Annotated in this window: 13 protein-coding genes and 3 pseudogenes; 6 read left to right on the top strand and 10 right to left on the bottom strand. The window is 70.5% G+C overall.

The window, feature by feature from the left end; genetic code table 11:
- A pseudogene (locus B118_RS0122600) lies at positions 1–311 on the bottom strand (XRE family transcriptional regulator); the annotation flags it as partial.
- A 35-nt stretch (positions 312–346) separates the two neighbouring features.
- Between B118_RS0122600 and B118_RS33950 the strand changes: the two are divergent.
- The 4 genes and pseudogenes from B118_RS33950 to B118_RS33220 form a co-directional block, all read left to right on the top strand.
- Positions 347–720 (top strand): annotated as a pseudogene (locus B118_RS33950) (IS1380 family transposase); the annotation flags it as partial.
- 53 nt (positions 721–773) lie between these two features.
- The gene (locus tag B118_RS33515) at positions 774–899 is read left to right on the top strand and encodes a hypothetical protein (protein WP_018810970.1); all 126 of its coding nucleotides are present in this window, start codon (positions 774–776) and stop codon (positions 897–899) included.
- 108 nt (positions 900–1,007) lie between these two features.
- On the top strand, positions 1,008–1,403 hold the full coding sequence (locus B118_RS33225; protein WP_026270621.1) for a reverse transcriptase family protein: 396 nt from the start codon (positions 1,008–1,010) through the stop codon (positions 1,401–1,403).
- Positions 1,404–1,503: 100 nt separating this feature from the next.
- Complete coding sequence (locus B118_RS33220) at positions 1,504–1,659, top strand: group II intron maturase-specific domain-containing protein (RefSeq protein WP_238324106.1); 156 nt, start codon at positions 1,504–1,506, stop codon at positions 1,657–1,659.
- 332 nt (positions 1,660–1,991) lie between these two features.
- Here B118_RS33220 and B118_RS0122570 read toward each other — a convergent pair whose 3' ends face one another.
- Both B118_RS0122570 and B118_RS0122565 read right to left on the bottom strand, forming a co-directional pair.
- The gene (locus B118_RS0122570; RefSeq protein WP_018223732.1) at positions 1,992–2,234 is read right to left on the bottom strand and encodes a type II toxin-antitoxin system RelE family toxin; all 243 of its coding nucleotides are present in this window, start codon (positions 2,232–2,234) and stop codon (positions 1,992–1,994) included.
- The gene (locus B118_RS0122565) at positions 2,231–2,530 is read right to left on the bottom strand and encodes a type II toxin-antitoxin system Phd/YefM family antitoxin (RefSeq protein ID WP_188117102.1); all 300 of its coding nucleotides are present in this window, start codon (positions 2,528–2,530) and stop codon (positions 2,231–2,233) included. Before B118_RS0122565 ends, B118_RS0122570 begins: the two co-directional genes overlap by 4 nt.
- Before the next feature lie 829 nt (positions 2,531–3,359).
- On the opposite strand from B118_RS0122565, the gene B118_RS0122560 reads away from it, so the two are divergent.
- A complete protein-coding gene (locus B118_RS0122560) occupies positions 3,360–3,872 on the top strand; it encodes a GNAT family N-acetyltransferase (RefSeq protein ID WP_027646122.1) in 513 nt (170 codons plus the stop codon).
- A 114-nt stretch (positions 3,873–3,986) separates the two neighbouring features.
- Here B118_RS0122560 and B118_RS31970 read toward each other — a convergent pair.
- Positions 3,987–4,076 (bottom strand): annotated as a pseudogene (locus B118_RS31970) (methyltransferase type 11); the annotation flags it as partial.
- A 182-nt stretch (positions 4,077–4,258) separates the two neighbouring features.
- Complete coding sequence (locus tag B118_RS0122555) at positions 4,259–4,918, bottom strand: acVLRF1 family peptidyl-tRNA hydrolase (RefSeq protein ID WP_028193497.1); 660 nt, start codon at positions 4,916–4,918, stop codon at positions 4,259–4,261.
- Between B118_RS0122555 and B118_RS0122550 the strand changes: the two genes are divergently transcribed.
- The gene (locus tag B118_RS0122550) at positions 4,919–5,407 is read left to right on the top strand and encodes a hypothetical protein (RefSeq protein ID WP_018810973.1); all 489 of its coding nucleotides are present in this window, start codon (positions 4,919–4,921) and stop codon (positions 5,405–5,407) included.
- 69 nt (positions 5,408–5,476) lie between these two features.
- Here B118_RS0122550 and B118_RS0122545 read toward each other — a convergent pair whose 3' ends face one another.
- The 5 genes from B118_RS0122545 to B118_RS0122525 are packed head-to-tail and all read right to left on the bottom strand — an operon-like array spanning position 5,477 to position 15,684.
- Positions 5,477–7,501 carry a hypothetical protein gene (locus B118_RS0122545; RefSeq protein WP_028193496.1) on the bottom strand — a complete coding sequence of 675 codons (2,025 nt, stop codon included), beginning with the start codon at positions 7,499–7,501 and terminating at the stop codon, positions 5,477–5,479.
- Positions 7,498–8,631, bottom strand: coding sequence for a VWA domain-containing protein (locus tag B118_RS0122540; protein WP_028193495.1), 1,134 nt, complete (start codon positions 8,629–8,631; stop codon positions 7,498–7,500). Before B118_RS0122540 ends, B118_RS0122545 begins: the two co-directional genes overlap by 4 nt.
- Positions 8,628–10,901: a DUF5682 family protein gene (locus B118_RS0122535; RefSeq protein WP_018223739.1), complete on the bottom strand. Its 2,274-nt coding sequence runs from the start codon at positions 10,899–10,901 to the stop codon at positions 8,628–8,630. The genes B118_RS0122540 and B118_RS0122535 overlap by 4 nt, the downstream gene beginning before the upstream one ends.
- On the bottom strand, positions 10,901–12,037 hold the full coding sequence (locus tag B118_RS0122530; RefSeq protein ID WP_018223740.1) for an ATP-binding protein: 1,137 nt from the start codon (positions 12,035–12,037) through the stop codon (positions 10,901–10,903). The genes B118_RS0122535 and B118_RS0122530 overlap by 1 nt, the downstream gene beginning before the upstream one ends.
- A complete protein-coding gene (locus tag B118_RS0122525) occupies positions 12,034–15,684 on the bottom strand; it encodes a DUF4132 domain-containing protein (RefSeq protein ID WP_028193494.1) in 3,651 nt (1,216 codons plus the stop codon). Before B118_RS0122525 ends, B118_RS0122530 begins: the two co-directional genes overlap by 4 nt.
- Positions 15,685–16,102 lie beyond the last annotated feature (418 nt).

Raw genomic sequence — 16,102 nt, 5'->3', positions numbered from 1 at the left:
ACCCGCACGGCGAGATCGTCGGAGCGGTCGGCGGCCACGCCGGCTAGGTCATACCACCGGATGGCCTCAGTGGGGTTGGGAGTGGTTTTGCCGTAGGTCACCAACGCCCTGGCGGCGTGTGACCACATGNCCGGCGTNTCCANGTGCTGTTGCAGGATCACAAGGTCGTTCGCGAGGCGGGACTGAAGCACCACGGCTCCCACCGCCATGTAGTCCCGACCGTACTGGTCGACCCGCTCCCGCCAGTCCTCCTCAGCAGTCCGGCCGCGCAGCGCAGCGCTGAAACCGGCCCGGATCAGTTCGCCGGCCACGACCGGGCCGAGAGCTGGCCGGGGCCCGTTGGTGGCCGGTGCATGACCGGGGTCGGGTGCTGGTCGACCTCGCGGTGATGATCGCTGACGGTGGGGAAGCCATCGCGGACATCGACGTGCTGCGCCATTAGCGGGAGGTGTTCGGGTCGGTGGCCTCGGATACCACGGTGTGGCGGGCCCTGGACGAGATCGGCGCGGTGCAACTGCGGCGCATCGCAGCGGTCAGGGCGCAGGTACGCGCCCGTATGTGGCAGCTGTTCGGTGTCCACCGGCGGCAAGGGCGGCCGGGCGGGACATCGGTGCCGGCGTGGTGGTCCTGGACATCGACTCCACGATCGTGATCGCGCACAGTGACAAGGAAGGCGCCGCGGCCACCTACAAGCACAGCTACGTGCGCCACGAGGCGCTATGGATGCGAGTGGAGGTGAGAGGACTCCACCGCTGTGCTGTCGTAGCAGGACGGTGAAGCTGGGGCAGCCGGTGCCGGTGCCGGTGCGGGAGCGGGAGCGGGAGCGGATGATCCCGAAGCCGGGGACGCATAAGCGTCGCCGGCTGGGGGTCCCCACCGTCCGGGACCGGGTGGTGTAGGCGGTCCTCAAGCTGGTCCTGGAACCTATCTTCGAGGCAGATTTCCGTCCGTGCTCGTATGGGTTTCGCCCGAGCCGTCGGGCGCAGGACGCGATCGCCGAGACGCGCATGTTCACGACCAAGGGCTACGAGTGGATCGTGGAAGGCGACATTAAGGCGTGCTTCGACGAGATCTCCCATCCGGCCCTGATGGACCGGGGTGCGAGTACGCATCGCCGACAAGCGCATCCTGACCCTGGTGAAGGCGTTCCTGAAGTCCGGCCTGCTCACCGAGGCCGGGCAAGTAGCCGGTACGCCGATGACTGGCTGCTCCTGGTCATCGGGACCCGGCAGCATGCCGAGGCGCTCAAGGAGGAGATCGCCGAGGTCCTGTCCGGGATAGGCTTGCTCCTGTCCCCGGAGAAGACCTCGATCCCCCACATCGACGAGGGCGTCGACTTTCTCGGCTGGCGCATCCAACGCCACCGCAAGAAGGGGACGAACAAGCGCTACGTCTACACCTAACCGGCGCGCAAGGCCGTCAGGTCGATCTGCGCCAAGGTCAAGATATGGTGCCGGCGGAACCAGAACATGGACCTCCAGCCTGATCCTGCGGATCAACCGGATGGTCAAGGGGTGGTGTGTCTACTTCCGGCCGGGCGTGTCCTACAAGACCTTCGCCTATCTCAGCAGCTACATCTGGCGCAGAGCGATCCTCTGGATCAGAGGCAAGCACGCCCGCATCGGCTGGAAGGAACTTCGAGGCGTTTCTGTGCCGTGACGTGGTGGCCACGAACGGACAAGATCACGCTGTTTGATCCGGTGAAGGTGCGGACCACCCGTTACCGCTACCGAGGGACGCGGATCCCAGTCCGTGGCCGGCGACAGGTTGACGAGATCAACTGGCACGACCGGTCAGGCTTGTGGAGACCCCGGTGCTCAGGAATGGGCACGCCGGGTTCGGAAGGCGGCCCGGGGAACCCACAGCGGCAACGCTGCACGGCGCCCCGGGCCGACCTTACGGGTTCCATCCGATCCTGGTGACCAGCGACAACACCGCCGAACTGGCCGTGAGCCCATTGCAGCCGGATAGGGACGCGGGGCCCGGACGGCTCATGAGTAGACGTCTTTGCGGTGCCCGACGGCGTGGATGGTCAGCTCGTTGCCGTCGAGGCGGTAGAGGACGCGGTAGTCACCGACGCGCAATCGGCGCCCGGATCCGTCGCGCATCTCGGTCGAGTTCTGTGGCGCGGGGTCGGAGACCAGGCCGAGGATCGCGCTCAGGACGGTCAGGAAGACGTTGCGGGGCTGCTTGTGCAGCCACACCAGCACGTCCCGGTCGATCTGCACCTTCACGCCGCCGCACCGCCGGCCCGGTCGGCCAGCAGCGCCTCCACCTCACGAGGATCCACCCCAAGCGACTCCAGCGCCGCCGACAACGGCACGAACTCACCCTCGGCACGGGAACGAGCAATCACCGCAGCGTCCCGACGATCCCGGAACGCCTCGATCTCCTCCCACTCGTCAATACCCACCAGGACGGCCACGGGCCGCTCGTACTTCGTGATGATCACCGGCTCACCGGTGCGCTCAACCCCGTCCAGCACCCGACCCGCGCCATCACGGAACTCCCGCAACGTAATCCTCGTCATGCACCACACCGTACCATGCGGTACCGTTTGGCATGAGAAGAAGCGGCGCAGCCGAGACCCCGGCCAAGCGAACCCGCCGCCGACGGAGCCACTGGGCTAAAAGTTGCTTCACCTAATCAAGAGCGCCCGGCTACGCCGGACGCACGCGCACGCGCTATGCCGTTCCGGCCCGCGCGCACGCGCCCACGCAACAAGTCGCCCGATGTAGGCAGCCAATCAAGCCCACAACGCCAGAGGCCGTGACGATCGCTCGGGCGGTCAGGCGATCCGGTGGCTACCGCCGCACCGCCGCCGCACCGCTGACGCGGCACGGCACCGTCTACCTCAACCAGTCTTAACCAACGATGGCGACCAAGTACGAAGGCCACGAAGGTGCACATTGGACGAAAGTATCGTTCCACATACATGCTATGTACGTGCTTGACGGCAATGATGACGGCAACCCCACGCGCACGAGCGCGCCCGACGGCTCACCCCGATGCACAGAGTTGTAGCGCCAACACACCGAATTCGCTCACGGCTCCTGCCACGATTGAATTCACTCGGCCCCGAAGGCACCACTGACAAGTTCCGCGATAGACAATGCAAGCCCAGCATTCGCCAGGATCTGGCCCGTGCAGGGTGCGCGCGGTTCCCTGAAGAGCCCGGACCGCGGGGTTCGCGAGGTGTCTGAAGCCCGTGACCCTGCGGTTCTGGTAAGCGCGGAGGAACCAACGGAGATGGCTGACCTGCGGAGACGCAGGGGCCGATCCTGTCGCGTGCCGATGCCGACATCACCTGGGCGGTTAATGTGTTGCGTCGGTCGAGAGGGGCGGCAAGGATTGTCGACATGCCGCAGGTGGAGATCGAGATTCGGCCCTACACCAACGACGACTGGGATGCGATCGCGCGCATTCACGACGCCGCGCGACGTGACGAGCTACGCGGATCCGCCGGGGTCGAGGCTTTCCTGACCCTTGCGCAGACCGCCGAGCGAGAAGGGCTTTTCGACGGGCACCTGTGGGTGGCGGAGGCCGATGGCAGCGTAGCCGGCTTCGTCGCACTCGACGACGACGAAGTAACCTGGCTGTACGTCGACCCGCAACGCTACCGGCAGGGAATCGGCAGGGCGCTGCTGGGCCACGCGGTCGCCGCCGCCGGGCCCCGGGTCGAGGTCACCGTGCTCGACGGTAACCCGGCCGCCGAGGCGCTCTACGCCAGCGAGGGGTTCACCGTCACGCAGACCCGGACCGGCCCGCTGGTCGGCAACGAGACGTTCACCGCCACCGGTCACATCATGCACCTCGACAAGTCCGACGTGCCACCGGACGACCGTCGGGTGCCGACCGTCGACACGGTGTGACCGGCCGACCCTCATCGGCCGGTGAGGGTGTTCACGCGGCGACGGCACCGTCGTCAAGCGGCGGCCAACCGGACTGGCTCCGTTGCCCGGCAGCCCCAGAGTGAACTCCGGCCACCCCACGGGCGGCCGGGGCGCACCGTCGCCGGCCGGCTTACGGGCGCGAAGTGACATGAACAGCGGCAGCTCTCCGTCCGATCCAGGGGAAGAGCCCAGCTGAGGTTCCCCCGATAGCGCGGAGGTGATGATGTTTCCGAGATACCGGGGAACCTCAGATACCCGATCGTGCCGCAGGGTGGGGCGGGCCACGGGACGTACGGGTCCGGCGCTGTTGGGCCCTCGTGCATCATCCTGGTCGGTCGTCGTCGATCAGCCGGACCTGATCGAGGTCATGGCATCAGATGGACGCGGATCCGTCTGGCCGCAACCGCCGCGTCGGCCAGGACGGCCAGCCGGGGCTCGGCGGAATCGAGCAGGTGTGGATGACGCAGCAGTGCCAGTGGTGACAGACGCCGGTCTGTCAGGATCGCCTCGATCATCAATCGGTCGCCGCCACAGACCAGGGACCTGACTGCGTCGTGAGGGTCGGCGACAACACCGGGTGCATGGGGCAGCATGATCCGCGCGGCGATGTCCGCAGCCCGCTGGGTAGCAGCCTGGGCCTCGTTGGCGCGGCGACGTGCGTAGCGCTGCTGTGAGGAACCGCCGGCCGCGGTGCGACCCTGTACGTAGAAGCGCTCGACCTTGGAGACGGTGATGGTCATTCCGTCCGCGACGCCGGCGGCAACCGCACCCTTACGGGCCAGCAGCACGGCGATCCGGGGCGGTCGGATGATGCCGGCCAGCAGCGTGTCGACATCCTTCGCCTCGGCAAGCCCCGGCGGCGGATACAGCGTGGCGGTATCACCGTTGTTCATGCCGGTCAGCACGAGGCCCTCCTCGGTGGCGCCGTCGTGGCGGCTGTAGAAGCCGTCGAGCCAACCGCGAATTCGCTCCGGGGAGATCTCCACCCACCGCCCACCGCCCGCGGCTGGTCGCGCCCTGACCACGTGAACACCACCTATCGGGAACGGCCGGCCTACACCCATTATCGTGAAGGCGACCTGCAGGAGTGCATCCGCGCAAGTGTGCCACCCGGGGACTCTGACGACGGGCACCTGGTGCTCATCGACTGGGAGCATGTGGGGGCCGGTCCGGTCGGCATCGACCCGGCGATGTTCGTCTCGCTCTACCAATTCGTCGGAGGGGCGGGCGAGCTGGACGAGCGGGCGCTGCTCACCGATCACCCACGGCGCTCAGCGAGGTCGCCGGCCGGGGCCTGTACCGACGCCGAGCTCGGATTCGCGCCCTGCCATCTCACCTGGGACCTGTACCTGCGGCTCGGCCCCGGCGGGCGATTTTGTTTGGTCTTGGTGTTGACGCCTTCGGTGAGGCCGCCGCTGTGGGGAAGCGCGAGTGCGGCCGGCAGCGACGAACTCAGTCGGCGACAGGGCGATGACCCTGACGCGGCGTGGCCGTGCTGCAGCTCGGCCAGGTAGGTGCTGCTGCGGACTGATCCGCCGACGAGTGGGGGAGGCGCCGCCGTGACGCCACGCCCGGGATCCGGATCAACACAGGTCGAGGGCCACCTCTACTCGTAAGTAGGCGTCCACCCACGCCTGCACCGCGTCATCGCCGGGGTCTGCGCCAAGCGTCTTGGCGAAGCCGTCGACGGCGCTCGCCACCCGCAGCAGCCCAACCTTCGTCAGTTCCCGGGCTGCGCCGAGCAGGCGGTCGGGGTAGGTGGCCGGCAGGTGCAGCAGCCCCTGGTGAGCAACGGTGGTGAGTAGCGTCCGGCTTTCCTGCAGCACGGCGACCAGCTGGCTGGGCTCGTCGCCGCCGTCGAACCCGAGGTGACTCGCCACCGAGGGCGCATGGTCCGGTACGACCATCGTTCCGTCCACGGCGACCGCCAGGGGATCGATCACCACTTCGCCGGCGGAGCGGTGCACGATCCCGCTGACGAATCGGACCCGGCCATTCTTGCCGGTGAGGGCCGCCGCGATCGCGTCGAGTCGGCCGGGCGCGGCAACCGAGTGGGTGGCGGTGACCGTGGCACGGGTGCCGTGCACGTCGACGATGACGGCGTCGAGGCGCTGCTGACCGGGCGAGTAGCTGACGGTCAGGACGTCGGCGACCGCCACCACGCGTACCATCTCGGCCTCGATGCGGGGCCGGACCATCCGCGGTGGCAGTGCGTCGAGCTCGACGCCGAGCGCGTCGATGTCCCGCACGACGAGCGCCTCGGGTAGCGCGTCCCAATGCCCCTGCGACGGGTTGACTGTGGTCTGGGCGACTCGGCTGGTGGCCAGCCGAACAGCGCGGCTCGCGCTGCGTACGGCGGATTCGGTCACCACGTTGCCCGATGCCAGGGCGCCGACGGCGGCGCCAGTGATGCGTCGGCGGGCCAGGGCGGCGCCGTCGGCCTCTCCGTCCCAGCTACGCCGTAGCACCAGCACCGTGGCCGTCTCGGCGTGCGCATAGAAGATTTCCACCGTACGTTGCTCGCCAATCGCCGACACCCGGCAGCCGAGGGAGTCGAGCCGTACCCGACGAAGGGGGGTCTCGGCTGCCTCGTCTGTGCCGAGCACCAGGGCCCGCAAACTGCCGCCGCCGTCGCAGACCGCTCGGTGACGGGCATGCAGCTCCAGGACCAGTCCGGCCAGCGTGTCCGGCCGGTACCGGGCACTGCGTTCCCGGTACGCCGTCAGCTGGTCGGCCAAGTCGCCGAGGGCGAGCAGCGGCCAGCGCAGCCCGACGGCGTCCAGAGCCTGTTGCTGCTCGGCGACAGCCGCCGCCATACCGCTTCCGACGTGCACGGCGCCGTCGCGCAGCACCCGGTCGGCGAGCAGGAGCGTCGCCTCGAGCCCTGAGCCGCTGCCGTTGTCGTTGGCCGGGCCGCCGACCTCGACCCGCGCCTCGGCCAGGCTGGGCGCGCGCTCGTCCGCGACCCGGAACGCCCACACGGCGAGTGCGACCACGTCGTCGCGGGTGCCGGCGACGGCGTCGGTGTGTACGAAGCCGAGGTCGTGGGGGACGAGGAAGCGTACGGTGACCGAGCCCAGTTCGACGGTGGGGACGGGGTCGGTGGGTGTGGGGCGGCGTACCCGGGCCAGGTATCCGGCACGCGCCACCCGGCGGGCGGCGGCCATCAGTCGGGCGCCGATGCGGCCGGTGAGCTGCTCGTCGGTGAACGAGCCCGGTGACCAGGCGGCCTGGCCGGTGCCGGTGCTCGGCGGTGCTGCGGACGGAACGTCGGTCGGGGAACACGGCTGCGAGCCCGGGTCGGCGAGCGAGCTGGCAGCGGTTTGTTGCCGCTGGTAGGCGAGGACGAGTCCGATGAGGTGGCGGCAGACCGTGGTGGCGTCGCAGGAGCAGGCGCCAACGTCGAGGCCGCCGGTTGGCAGGCTGGCGGCGGTGCCGTCGGGGAAGGTGCCACGCACGGTGCCGTCGCCGTCCACGGTGACGGCCGGCCCGGCCTGGTCGAGCTCCTTGGTGGCCCGCTTGACGAGCCCTCGGTTGGCTAGGGCGGCCAGCGAATCGGGCGTCAGGGCCAGCAGGTCGCCGCGGGTGGTGGCGGGGGGTGCGCTCATCGGCCCACCTGCTCGGCGACGAACGTGGCGAGTTCGCCCGGTGTCATCGCGCCGACGGACGCGCCGACGTCGGCGAGGCGTTGCGCGGCCGCGCGGTCGTACACCGGGTTGGCCTGTTCGTCGAGCGCGGCCAGCCCGAGCACCTTGGTGCCCTGTTCGACCAGGCCGCTCACGACACGCATGAGCCGCTCCTCCGACCCGCCCTCGTAGAAGTCCGTGATCAGCGCGACGATGGCCCGCCGGGGCTGCTCGATGAGCTGCGCGGCGTAGTCGACCGCGCGGCCGATGTTGGTGCCACCACCGAGCTGGACCTTCATCAGCAGCTCGACCGGGTCGTCGACATCGCTGGTCAGGTCAACAATGTCGGTGTCGAACGCGACCAGGTGGGTGCGGACGCCGGGCAGTCCCCACAGGCAGGCGGCGGTGACCGCGGAGTGGATGACCGAGTCGGCCATCGACCCGGACTGGTCGATGAGCAGGATCACCTGCCACTGGTCGATGTGCTGGCGGGTGCGCGAGAAGAAGTATGGCGTCTCGATGAACAGCCGCTGGTCTGCGGGCTGGTAGTGGCCGAGGTTGGCGTTGATGGTGCGCCGGACGTCGAAGTTGCGTGCCTGCCGGAACCGGCTCGGCCGCCGGGCCCGTGCGCCGGTGAAGGCCACCCGCACCTCGGTCGCCAGCTTGTCCATGAGTTGGCGGATGACCGCTTCGACGATGCGCCGGGCCAGCCGCAGGACCTGCGGGTTCATCAGGTGCTTCGTGCGCAGCACCGCTCTGAGCAGGCTTTGGTTGGGCTCCACACGTTCCAGGACGGCGGGGTCGGTCACTATGTCGTGGATTTCGTACCGCTCCACCGCGTCGCGCTGCAGTCGCTCGATGGTTTCGCGGGGGAAGAGTCGGGCGATATCGTCGAGCCAGTCCACTGTGGATAGCATCGGGGGACCGTCGCCGCCGGACCGGCTGCCGGCGCGGCGTACGCCCCGGCGACCGAGTTCCTCGTCGCGTCCGTACAGCCATTCCAGTGCGGCGTCGCGGGCCGTGGTCTCGGCCGCGAGCGATCGGCAGCCGAGGGCGGCGTCGCCGGGCTCGCCGAGCACGAGCCGCCACCGTTCCAACTCGGGATCGGTCACGTGCCCATCAGTCCTTCCCGGGCGAGCAGCGCGTCGACCCGCTCGTCGAGGGCGCGGCCGGCCGCGACCACGTCGGGTGCGATGGGCAGCCGCAGCAGCGCCCGGCCCGACCCGGCGACGCCGCGCCGGGCGAGCGCGTGCCGGGCGATCGTCTCGCGTTCCCGGGGCGGGAAATACGCGAACGCCTGACGCAGCGCCGGCAGGGCGACGAGGAACTCCTGCTCACCCATCCCGCTGAGCAGCTCGTCGAGCAGGTTGAGGACGCCGTCGGCCGCGAGGACCTCCTCCCGGGCCAGCGCGAACATCCCGGCGAGCCAGTCACCGACCGATCCCGGGGCGAACGCGCCGCGCACGGCGCGTACCGGCTCGACCTGGGCGCCCAGCGACCAGGCGAAGCCGAACGCCGCCCCGCGGAGGTCCGGCGGCACGTCCGCGTTGCTGGCGATCCGGGCTGCCACGGCCAGGGCCGCTTCGCGGTCGAGCCCGAGGGCGGACCGGGCGTGCACGAGGGCATCGCGGGCTGCCACCAGCGCGTCGATCCGCGCCGGCTGGGCTGGCGCCGCCCCGCCGTAAACCCCCTCGGCGAGCCACAGGACCCGCTCTACCCCGGCTTTGACGACCACGCCCAGCGTTTCGGTGCGAGCGGTGCCCAGCAGATGGTCGTGGCGCCACAACGCGAGGACGACCGCCAGCACCCGGCCGACGGGTGCCACCTCGGGTGCGGCGGCGACCGCCCCGGTGACCCCGTGTAGCACCCGGTCGGAGACTTGGTCGCTGCCGCACAGGGCCGCGTCGAACAAGGCGGCGGCCAGCTTTTCCATGTCACCTCGGGCGGCGGCGATCCGATCCGCCAGCACCGAGGCCGCTGCCTCTTCGAGCGTCCGGCCGTAGCCGCCGCCCTCGATCAGGGCCGGCAGGCGGTTGTCATCGGCGCAGATGCTCCACTCCTCGTCCAGGACCGGGTCGATCCCGGTGGTGGGGCCGGCGTGTCGGGTGAAGCCGGGGATCCGCAGGACTCGCAGCCGGTGCAGGATCCGGCTGCGCTTCAGGTCGGTCGGGTCGGTCAGCTTCAGGCGTACGTCGCCGGGCCGGTCGAGCCCGTGCCGCTCCAGATCGGCCTCGGCGTTGTGCACCAGCGGCGGCAGTGGGGTCGACGGATGCAGCCGGCCGACGCGGTCGCCGCTGAGGGCGGCGACCATCTCGACTATCGCGGGATGGGTGCCCGTGCGCAGGGTGCCCCGGGTCGACCAGGGCAGGGGTACGTCGAGCGCCTCGTTGACCAGGGTGGCGGCCAACCCGTCGAGAACGTCGACCCGGGCGAGGTGCCGGTGGCCGCGTACCCGGGCGAGCCCCTCCGCCGAGACTCGCGCCGCGATCAGGTCCGCCGTCGACACCGTCTGCCGCCGTTCCCGCAGCCGCCCGACCACCGCGGCCATCAACTGGTCCGCGGCGGACTCCGGGCCGGTGTCCCAGAGCCGTTGGTAGTAGTCGGGCGACGGCATCCCGGACTGGTAGCCGTCGAAGGCGTCGAGCCGGCGGAACGAGTACGGCACCAGGTAACTGCCGCCGGCCGCTGTGGCCGGGAGCCCCGGCGTCTGCGGCCAGCCGAGGTCGACCGGGGCGCTGTCGCTGGTGGCGCTGAGCTGGATAAGTGCCGGCCGGTGAAACCCGCCGGTGACGACCACGACCGGCCGGTCCCCGGCGTCGGCGACGGCCGCCCGCACCCACCGGGCCATGTACGCCTCCCGCGCGGCGTCCTCCGGACCGGCCGTCGACTCGCCGCGGACCAGGTCGAAGTAGACGGCGAGCCGCTCGGCGAGGCCGTCGGCCGGGGGGACCTCGAACAGGTGGTCCCACAACGCGTCGACGTTGTCGGCCGCGAACGTGCGGCACAGCGACTCCATCACCTCGGCGTACCGCTGCTCAGCGTCCGCGTAGCGGTTACGCCGGCCGGCGAATGCGGGATGCCAGGCGGGCAGGTCGATGAAGCGCAGCTGGGCACCCACCTCGCGGCCCGTGGTCAGCGCGACCCACTCCGGGGAGTACGCGCAGAACGGCGCCCAGGAGGCATGCTGCCGTTCCGCATCGCGGTAGCTTGTGAAGACCGCGACGGGCAGCTCGTGCCCGAGTAGCAGTTCGTCGAGCCGGCCGTTCATGTCGACTGGTCCTTCGACCAGCACGTACGCCGGCCGTAGTGCCGAGATTGTCTCGGCGACGAGCCGGGCACAGGCCGGGCTGTGGTGGCGCACGCCGATGAAGGTGGCTCCCATCAGCCGGGCAGCAGGTGCCGGGCGGTGTGCAGCTCCTTCCACTGCCCGCCGGCGTGCCGACTGGCCTGCTGCTCGAGGTAGCGCCGCAGCCGGGCCAGGTCGTCCGGGTTGTCCTTGGCGGCCGTGCCGGCGAGGCACGACACGAGATCGGCGGCCGTGCCCGGTTCGCCCCGCAGGAACCAGCCACGTAGCCCGACGGCGTGGGCGACCGACACCGCCTCAGCGGTGCTCATCACGGCCGACAGGCGCTCCATCGCGTCGCCGCGGGACGTCTGGCCGATGCGCAGCTCGCGGAAGGCGGTAACCAGCACCTCGAGAACGTCGCGCCGTGGCTCGACGGTAACCCCGGAGCGACGGAGCAGCTCGCCCGCCTCGGCGACGACCAGCGTCAGTTCGGTGTCGAAGTCGGCGATCGGGAAGACCGTCTCGAAGTTGAACCGCCGCTTGAGCGCAGAGCTCATGTCGTTGACACCGCGGTCACGGGTATTCGCCGTGGCGATGATGTTGAATCCCTCCTGGGCGAAGACCATCGCGTCGTCGCCGGTCAGCTCCGGCAGCGCGAGCACCCGGTCGGACAGCGGCGACAGCAGGCAGTCCTGCACCTCCAGGGGACAGCGGGTGATCTCTTCGAACCGGACCACCCTGCCCTCCGCCATGCCCCGCAACAGCGGCGCCGGCACCAGGGACCGCCGGGACGGACCCTCGGCGACAAGCAGCGCATAATTCCACGAGTACTTGATCTGATCCTCGGTTGTCGCTGCGCCGCCCTGAATGGTCAATGTGGAATCTCCGCTGACCGCGGCGGCCAGCAGCTCCGACAGCAGCGACTTGGCGGTGCCCGGCTCGCCGACGAGCATGAGGCCGCGACTGGTGGCGAGGGTGACCAGGGCGCGGTCGATCAGCGACGGGTCACCGACGAACTTGCGACGGATGCCGGCCCGCTCGTCACCGAGAATGAACCGCCGGGCCGCCTGCAGGCTCAGCGCCCAGCCGGGCGGCCGCTCCGCGGTGTCCTCGGCGCGCAGCCGCGCCAACTCGTCGGCGTAGCGCACCTCGGCCGGCGGCCGCTGCACCCGTGGCGTCGCGCCGCCGTCGGCGCCCACCGCGCCCGCCGTTCGCCCGCTACCCGCGCTCATTCGGTGATCTCCTCAAGGTCACGGATGATTTCGGAAGCGGAAACCGGGTCCAGGTCGCCGAACGACGCCACCCGTTCGTTGTCCCAGCGCCTGTCCTGGGCGCGCCGCACCCAGATCTCGTCCAGCTTCTGGTCGACGAACTCGTCCACCAGGCCGACGACGATGCCCGGGTCGAGCCCGATCACGACGGCACCCCCACCCGGCAGTTCGCGCTCGACACAGCCCTGGACGCCGCCGTCCTCCGGCGACGTCCGGTGCCACCCACGGCGCTCCAGGCCGAGGAGCTTGCCCACGTGCACGGTGATCCCCTCGAACCGGGTCAGCCGGTGCGCTGTCAGCTCCGTCTCGGCCAGCGTGTGTACGTCCCGGCCGAGCTGCGGGAACGGTTGCAGAATTTCGTAGTCGGCGAACACCTCGCCCCAGGCGGCCACGGCATCGGCCAGCTGCACCGGGTGGGCGACACCGACCACGGCGTCGTCGGGAAGCGACACCGGGTCGTCGTCCACATCGGCGAACGTCCGGTCTTCGGCCACCCGCAGGGCGCCGACCAGCTCGCCCCGCTCGTCGTACCGCCCCCACACCAACCGCCGTACCAGGTGCCACACCAGTGGGTGCCCCACGAAGAGCTGACGGAACTCGGCGCCCGTCCATCGCCGCTGCGTCACCATCGCCTGCTCCAGCCGGCGGATCTGCTCGCTGGCGATGGTACGGACGTCCTTCTTCAGCCCGCCGAACCGCTGGTAGGCAGCGGGCGCGAGGACAGGGTCATCCTTGACGCCGGGCTTCGGCAGATCCTTGCGCCGTTTGCCGTCAGCGTCCCGCACATACGGTTTGAGACGCTCGTCGAAGCCCACCACGAACTGCCGCGGGCCGTAGTCGAGGGTGAGGCTGCCCGTCGCTCCGAGCCCCAGGTCCGGTACGAGCCGGTCGGCGAGCTGATCCGGCGCCAACCCCAACTCGGCCGCGACCTCGCGAAACTTGGCGTTGGCCCGCTCCTTGAGGCCCTTGAACTTCACCTTCTGCGCGATACCGTGCAGATGCATCAGCGCCACGTCGGTGCCGATCGCGGCGAGTACATCGAGGCCGGCGACCGCCCGCGTGTGACCACCCTGGCCGGGCCAGGCCCGGATCACCGGCGCGAGCCGGCGCACGGTCTCGTCGTCGCCGACGAGCCCGAGCGCGTCGAGCACCCAACTCTCCTTCGACGGGGTACCCGCGGCCTGCCAGTTCTGGAACAGCGCCCAGGCGAGGTCGGCGAGGCTGCGCGGCTCACAGATGTCCTTGACGACCGCGACACCAGCGTACAGATCGTCGGGGCGCGACATCGCGAGCATGGTGATCACGTGGCCGGCGGCCGGCAGCGGCAGGACACCCGATCCGTCGCGCAGCTGGATGCGGGGCAGCCGGCCCGGGTCTGCCCAGTCCGGCAGCTTCGGGATCCTTGCCGGCAGCGCATCGAGCGGGTCGACGGCCAGCAACTCGTCGATCGCCTCAGCCGCCGCTGGTCCATACTCCTTCGCGGCCGTGCGGACGTCGTCGGCGTGCCCGTTGCCAGCCAACGCCCACAGCGCCCGCTCGGCCTGGCGCCGTTCGGCTCCGGGCCGGCCCAGCGCCGGCGGGACCAGTGCCCGGGCGGCCACCGCGGTGTGCCGGGTCAACCAGGCCAGTACCGTCGCCCGGGTCGACTTGAGCCGGCCAAGCCAGTCGACCATCAAGACCGCGATCTCCGGGGCCGCGTACGGCAGCAGCGTTCCGGCTATCGTCACCGGGCTGCGCCGGGCTGCGTCGAGGGCGGCAGGTAGGGCGTCGAGTTCGAAACGGCCCACCACGATGCGCATCCACGATCCGCCGCCCCACAGGTCCTGCGGACGCCAGCCGCTGATCAGCGGGCGGGCGATCTCGTCGGGCGCGCGAACAAAGAAGTCAGCCGCCTCCCACCAGGTCGCCTGGCCGTCGCGCACCCGTGCCGTCAGCGACTCCCAGCTGCGGTTGCGATTGGACCAGGCCCGGTGGTGGCCGCTGTCGTCACGCCACGCCTCGCGCTCGCCAGCGCCCCACACCATCGTCGGCTCGTCCCGGCAAACCAGGCCGTCAACGACGATCGGTCGGCGGGCCGGCCGCTTGACGATCCAGGGCGGACGGACGAGCAGGTTGGGAAGGGCATCCGCGGATGCCTCGGTGACCGCGACCGTCGCCGCCAGGACGGCGCGAATCCGCCCCGCCGTGTCGTCCGGCAGCGTCGGTAGCATCCGCTCGGCCAGCTCGGGGTTGGCGAGCACGTGCGCCCGCAGCAGGTCACCCACACCGCGCCGTCCGCTTCCCGCGAGCAGCCGAAGCCCACGGACGGGAAACCGTCCGGCGGCGTCCAGCAGGGCAGCTGGCACGTACTTCTGGTCGCACCGGTCGAGCAGCAGTTGGAACGCCTCGTCGCCCGGCAACGCGGCCAACGCCGCGAGCAGCCGGCGCTTAATGTCGGCATCGGCGTACGCGTCGTCGAGCCAGGCGGCGAGCGTGGGTGCCGCGACCGGGCCGGCACCGGCCACGAACGAGTAGAGCAGTGCCGCCGACGGGAGGACAGAATGGTCCTGGGAGTGGTCAACGGCCTGGGCGACGTGCGTCGGGGAGGTCACCACGGTCAGGAGGATCGTCGCCAGAACTCGGTTGCCGGCGGCGGAGACGGCCGCGACGGTCTCGTCGTGCCAGTCGGTCTCGGTGGGTGCGAGAAACGCCGCCGCCACCTGCTGGTGCAGCGTGCCTTCCCGGAACGGGCCGAGGGCAGCCAGGGCGTCGGCATACCGGTCGTCCGGTGCGACGGCGAGCGCGGCTCGGACCCGTCCGGCGATCGTCAGCCCGGGCTCGTGCACCCACCACGACCGAATCTCGTCCGGGTGCAGGTGGTGAATCGGGGTGGCTCCCGACTGGTGGCGGCTGCCGCAGTTCCAGCCCAGCGACAGCAGTTCGACCGCCGCCGCCACGGCGAAGGGAAGACCGTGGTCGGCCAGCCACAGGTCGGCGAGCCCCCGCGGCTCGTCCCGCTCGCGCCAGGTGAATCTGTCCACCACGGCGGCGGCGACCGCAGCCGCCCCCAGCGGGGACGGGCTTCCAGCCAGCTGCTGGAGGCCGGCCGCGGCCACCTCCGGCTCGGTCTGGGTGTGCCGAAGGGCCTGCTCGATGTGCCCGGAGAGCTTGTCAAGCAGCGCCACCCCCTTGGCGCGGGAGGCCAGGTCGGGCTTGCGCACCGCCGCACCGGTAGCCCCTCGACGGGGGAAGAGGTTGCGGCGCCACGACGGCGGCACGACGAAGGCGTCCTCGTTGATGGCAGGCACCGCGGAGGCAGCGCCCTCCGCCGCGACCAGCTCACCCTCCTGGTGGCCCCCGACAACCGTCGTCGCCGAGGCGACGGGGGTGGCGGCGGACGGTTGCGGTGAGTCGGTGCTCGGTTCGAGATACCCCTTACGCAGCTTCTCCGCGATCAGCTTGTCGACGTAGACGGCGGCCGCGTCCTCAGTGGTCAGGCTCTTGGTGGTCGTCTGGCCGGTCGTGCCGATCCGGCCGTACCGGACGACCACCTCCCGGCCTTCGCGGGTGACCTCCCAGAACTTCCCGGACCCACCGGCTACGAGTTCCAAGCTACGGGTGCTGCCCACTCACGAACCTCCTGCTCAACGAAACGGTTGCTACCGGGCCGCGCGACGTGTGACAGCATGCACCAGCCGCCGGAGCGGCTGGCAACGCCACCAGTGCGAACGCACCTCCTGGCGGGGCAGCGACGGAACCATAGCGGTGGCGACCGACAGAGTCCCCAGCGGCACGGGCCGCGCACGTCCTCGGTGCGGCCGGAGACGGCAGGGGTGGGCGGCCAGCCGAACAACCAAACACCGTGGACCTCGCCGGGGTGGCACGCTGCGTCGCAACCCATCCCGGCGCGTTCCCGTACTTCTGGTGCGCGTGGACGGGCAGCGCCACCCGCGATACCGGAATCGTCAGAGTGGTGTCGCAGATCCGGCAGCCAAACCGTTATGTATCCCCTGTTTCGTTGGGCCGCCGAAGAGAGAAATCGTCGCG

It is taken from the genome of Salinispora pacifica CNR114, from assembly GCF_000514775.1.
GTDB lineage: Bacteria > Actinomycetota > Actinomycetes > Mycobacteriales > Micromonosporaceae > Micromonospora > Micromonospora pacifica.
The sequence above is the reverse complement of the archived record's forward strand: the minus strand, read 5'-3'. Positions and strand labels throughout refer to the sequence as shown.

Excerpts from the sequence above, each read along its gene's own strand:
- B118_RS0122545 (WP_028193496.1), bottom strand. The coding sequence starts at position 7,501 with ATGAGCGCACCCCCCGCCACCACCCGCGGCGACCTGCTGGCCCTGACG.
- B118_RS0122560 (WP_027646122.1), top strand. The coding sequence starts at position 3,360 with ATGCCGCAGGTGGAGATCGAGATTCGGCCCTACACCAACGACGACTGG.
- B118_RS0122565 (WP_188117102.1), bottom strand. The coding sequence starts at position 2,530 with ATGACGAGGATTACGTTGCGGGAGTTCCGTGATGGCGCGGGTCGGGTG.
- B118_RS33220 (WP_238324106.1), top strand. The coding sequence starts at position 1,504 with ATGGTCAAGGGGTGGTGTGTCTACTTCCGGCCGGGCGTGTCCTACAAG.
- B118_RS0122530 (WP_018223740.1), bottom strand. The coding sequence starts at position 12,037 with ATGAGCGCGGGTAGCGGGCGAACGGCGGGCGCGGTGGGCGCCGACGGC.
- B118_RS33225 (WP_026270621.1), top strand. The coding sequence starts at position 1,008 with ATGTTCACGACCAAGGGCTACGAGTGGATCGTGGAAGGCGACATTAAG.
- B118_RS0122535 (WP_018223739.1), bottom strand. The coding sequence starts at position 10,901 with ATGGGAGCCACCTTCATCGGCGTGCGCCACCACAGCCCGGCCTGTGCC.